The organism is Dietzia sp. DQ11-71, from assembly GCF_014144995.1.
GTDB lineage: Bacteria > Actinomycetota > Actinomycetes > Mycobacteriales > Mycobacteriaceae > Dietzia > Dietzia kunjamensis.
Genome location: NZ_JAALDT010000204.1, coordinates 1 through 3,531, shown reverse-complemented (window position 1 = coordinate 3,531; position 3,531 = coordinate 1). Strand labels below are relative to the sequence as shown.

8 protein-coding genes are annotated in these 3,531 nt (G+C 69.5%); 3 read left to right on the top strand and 5 right to left on the bottom strand.

Annotation, left to right across the window (positions count from 1 at the left end; translation table 11 throughout):
• On the top strand, nucleotides 1–534 hold a 534-nt coding region (locus tag G6023_RS08210), incomplete at its 5' end, for a CPBP family intramembrane glutamic endopeptidase (protein ID WP_182634933.1).
• On the opposite strand, the gene G6023_RS08205 is transcribed toward G6023_RS08210, so the two are convergent.
• The 5 genes from G6023_RS08205 to rpmB form a co-directional block, all read right to left on the bottom strand.
• The gene (locus G6023_RS08205; protein WP_163376481.1) at nucleotides 523–1,467 is read right to left on the bottom strand and encodes an AEC family transporter; all 945 of its coding nucleotides are present in this window, start codon (nucleotides 1,465–1,467) and stop codon (nucleotides 523–525) included. The two genes, G6023_RS08210 and G6023_RS08205, sit on opposite strands and share 12 nt — an antisense overlap.
• A 188-nt stretch (nucleotides 1,468–1,655) precedes the next feature.
• A complete protein-coding gene (gene rpsR / locus G6023_RS08200; RefSeq protein ID WP_007632792.1) occupies nucleotides 1,656–1,913 on the bottom strand; it encodes a 30S ribosomal protein S18 in 258 nt (85 codons plus the stop codon).
• Between the two features lie 10 nt (nucleotides 1,914–1,923).
• Nucleotides 1,924–2,229 carry a 30S ribosomal protein S14 gene (gene rpsN, locus G6023_RS08195; protein ID WP_017836289.1) on the bottom strand — a complete coding sequence of 102 codons (306 nt, stop codon included), beginning with the start codon at nucleotides 2,227–2,229 and terminating at the stop codon, nucleotides 1,924–1,926.
• A 3-nt stretch (nucleotides 2,230–2,232) separates the two neighbouring features.
• Nucleotides 2,233–2,397 (bottom strand): 50S ribosomal protein L33, encoded by a 165-nt coding sequence (gene rpmG / locus G6023_RS08190; RefSeq protein WP_017836290.1) that lies wholly within the window; start codon nucleotides 2,395–2,397, stop codon nucleotides 2,233–2,235.
• A gap of 1 nt (nucleotide 2,398) precedes the next feature.
• Nucleotides 2,399–2,635 carry a 50S ribosomal protein L28 gene (gene rpmB / locus G6023_RS08185; RefSeq protein ID WP_010542299.1) on the bottom strand — a complete coding sequence of 79 codons (237 nt, stop codon included), beginning with the start codon at nucleotides 2,633–2,635 and terminating at the stop codon, nucleotides 2,399–2,401.
• 385 nt (nucleotides 2,636–3,020) lie between these two features.
• Here rpmB and G6023_RS08180 point away from each other — a divergent pair, with 385 nt between their 5' ends.
• A complete protein-coding gene (locus tag G6023_RS08180) occupies nucleotides 3,021–3,278 on the top strand; it encodes a type B 50S ribosomal protein L31 (RefSeq protein ID WP_067713246.1) in 258 nt (85 codons plus the stop codon).
• Between the two features lie 53 nt (nucleotides 3,279–3,331).
• Nucleotides 3,332–3,502, top strand: a complete 171-nt coding sequence (gene rpmF / locus G6023_RS08175; RefSeq protein WP_067713249.1) for a 50S ribosomal protein L32 — start codon at nucleotides 3,332–3,334, stop codon at nucleotides 3,500–3,502.
• Nucleotides 3,503–3,531 lie beyond the last annotated feature (29 nt).

Sequence of the window (3,531 nt, the reverse complement as noted above, 5' to 3'; positions counted from 1 at the left end):
CTCGCGGTGCGGATCCACCTCCTGCGCCGGCGCGGTCTCGGGTGGGCGGACGTCGGCCTCCGGCCACCGGACCGCTCACCCTGGCACCTGGCGTGGCAGATCCCCGCGGTGATGGCCGCCGCCGTCATCGCGTCGACCCTCGTGCTGATCCCCCTGGGGGCGGGCGCGGAGTCGACGGGGGAGGAGGCCGACGCGGCGATCGCCGACCTGGTGTCCGGCGGGCCGGTGTTCGCCGTGCTCGGACTGCTGACCATCGCCGTGCTCATCCCCGTGGCGGAGGAGGTCGTGTTCCGCGGCATCGTGCTGCCGGCCCTGCGGGCGCGGTTGCGGGCCGTCGCGGGGATCACGCTCGCCGGGGCGGTCTTCGCGGCCGTGCACCTGGTGCCCCCGGCGTTGCCGTACCTGCTGGTGGTGGGGATCTCGCTGTGCGCGATGGCCGAGTGGTACCGGTCGATCGTGCCCGGCATCGTGCTCCACGGCGTCAACAACGCGGTCGTGTTCGTCGGCGTGATCGCCGCCGGGTCAGGCCAGTAGTGCGGAGACCAGCAGGAGGACCGGCAGCGCGCCGAGGGTGGTGAGGACGGCGGAGTCCCGGGCCAGCAGAGTCCCGTGTCCGTACCGGGTCGCGACCACGAGGACGTTCTGCGCGGTGGGCAGCGCGGCGGCGACCACCACGGTGAGGAGCTCGTGGCCCCGCATCCCCATGAGCCCGGCGCCGATGGCGTACGCGAGCACGGGGTGGGCGACGAGTTTGAGTGCGCTCGCGAGGAAGATCTCCCGGCGGGGCGAGGCGCCGGCCTCGAGGACCTTCACCCCGTAGAGCGACATGCCGAACACCAGCAGGGCGCCGGGGACGGAGATCTGGCCGACCAGGTGCACGGGCTCCAGGAGAGTCTCGGGCGGCGTCCAGGGCAGGGCGGCGACGACGACGCCCGCGAGCGCGGCGAGGACGATCGGGGTGCGGACCGACTGCAGTAGCGCACCGAGCGCGCCCCCGTCCCCGCCGCCGTCCGACCCCTCGGCCCGCGCGGCCCGCTCCAGCACGGCGATGGCGACCGGTTGGAGGACCACCACCTGGAAGAGCAGCAGCGGCATGACGAACCCGAGGTCCCCGAGGACGTACAGCGCGATGGGGATTCCGAGGTTGGCGGAGTTGACGTAGCCGGCGGACAGGGCACCCACCACGAGGTCCGCCGCCGGGCGCTTGAGCCACAGCCGGGCGATCGCCACGTACAGGACCGCGACGATGATCGCCGACACCGCGGACACCACGAACACGCCGGTGAAGACCTGGTCGAGGGTGGTGCGGGCGAGGGAGTCGAACAGCAGTGCCGGGGTGGCGACGTAGAAGACGAGCCGGTTGAGCACCAGCCGTGCGTCCGTACCGAGAACAAGGGTGCGGGCGAGGATCCAGCCCAGCGCGACCAGCGCGACGATGACGGCGAAGCCGTTGAGGACGCCGGCCACGGGTGAACTCCTGGTGTCGGGGAGGGAAGGGGAGGGGGAGAGGGGAGCGGTAGGCGCGGTAACGCCGATCGGGGTCGCGCACTCCTGCGTGAGGAGGCACGACCCCGATCGGGTTGCTGTTGCCTGAGTCGGCGGCTAGAGGCCGCAGGCGGGACGGGCGGTTCGGTTCACCCGCGCCGAGCGGTGACTCAGCGGCTGGTGAACGGCAGCAGGGCCATCTCGCGGGCGTTCTTGACCGCGACGGCGACCTGACGCTGCTGCTGCGGCGTGAGGCCGGTGACCCGACGCGAACGGATCTTGCCGCGATCGGAGATGAACGTACGGAGGGTGTTGACGTCCTTGTAGTCGACCGTCTCGATACCCGCCACCTTCAACGGGTTCTTCTTGGGTCGACGGCCCTCCTGGGCGCGGATCTTCTTGGACGGGGTGCTACGTGCTTTAGCCATGGTTACCTACTCACCAACTCGACTTCGTGACACCGGGCAGCTCGCCACGGTGGGCCATCTCGCGCATGCGGACGCGGGAGAGGCCGAACTTGCGGAGGTAGCCGCGGGGGCGACCGTCGGCGACGTCGCGGTTACGCACCCGCACGGGCGAGGCGTCACGCGGCATCTTGTTGAGAGCGGTCTGGGCATCCATACGTGCCTCGTCCGTGCTCTCGGGGTTCTTGATGATTGCCTTGAGCTCGGCGCGACGCTCGGCGAACCGGGCGACCTTGGCCTTGCGCTGCTCGTTGCGCGCGATCTTGGACTTCTTGGCCACGAGTCAGCGCTCCTCTCGGAATTCGACGTGCTTACGGACGACCGGGTCGAACTTCTTGAGGACGATGCGGTCCGGATTGTTGCGACGGTTCTTGCGGGTCACGTAGGTGAACCCGGTCCCGGCCGTGGACTTGAGCTTGATGATGGGTCGAACGTCGTTACGTGCCATCTCAGATCTTCTCCCCACGGGCGCGGATGCGGGCCACGACGGCCTCGATGCCATCGCGGTCGATGGTCTTGATGCCCTTGGTCGAGACCGTCAGCGTGACGCGACGACCCTCGGAGGGCACGAAGTAGCTACGGCGCTGGATGTTCGGGTTCCAGCGACGGTTGGTCCTGCGGTGTGAGTGCGAGACGGACTTGCCGAAACCCGGCTTCCGTCCCGTTACCTGGCAATGCGCCGACATGGCGTGGTTCTCCTTCCGCCCCGTCCTGCGGTGGCGCGCGGCGGAGGGGGCACCCTCGGTCGGCCTGGGCCGTACGGGGGGCTTACCGCCACGTCGCGAGCACCGTGAGAGGCGATAGCAAACGTGCAGACAACAGCGATGGTCTAGTTTACGGCCCGACCGCGTGAAACGGTAATCGGCACGTCAGTGGGCATAAAGGCGGCCGGACCGGCTCCGGCGGCCGGATGTCCGCGCCGCACGAATTGGGTGCCCGGCCATCCTACGGGTACGATCTACCGATGCGTGTGCTGACACCGGGATCCCCGGTTCGGCCACTGGCAATTGCGCGCTCTTGCAGGAGCGAGCGCCAGACCCACAGACTTCTACCGAGCTAGAGGGATCCAGTATGAAGAACGACATTCACCCCGACTACCACCCGGTGGTCTTCCAGGACTCGGGCACGGGCACCAAGTTCCTCACCCGTTCCACCGCGACCAGCAGCCGCACGGTCGAGTGGGAGGACGGTCAGACGTACCCGCTCATCGTCGTGGACGTGACCAGCGAGTCGCACCCGTTCTGGACCGGCGCGCAGCGCGTCATGGACACCGCCGGCCGCGTCGAGAAGTTCCAGCGTCGCTACGGCAACCGCACCCGCCGCAAGTGAGCAGCGGGGCGTCCGCGCCCCGACCACCCTCCTAGACCCCGAGGACGATAATCATGGCAGTTCCGAAGCGCCGCCTCTCGCGTGCCAACACCCACTCCCGCCGGTCCCAGTGGAAGGCCGACAACGTCGCCCTCCAGGAGACCAAGATCGACGGCCGCCCCGTGGCGCTGCCGCGTCGTCTGGTCAAGGCCGCTCAGCTCGGCCTGGTCAACCTCGACCGCTGAGCCGCGTCGGCTGCCGCCCCCGGGGCGCA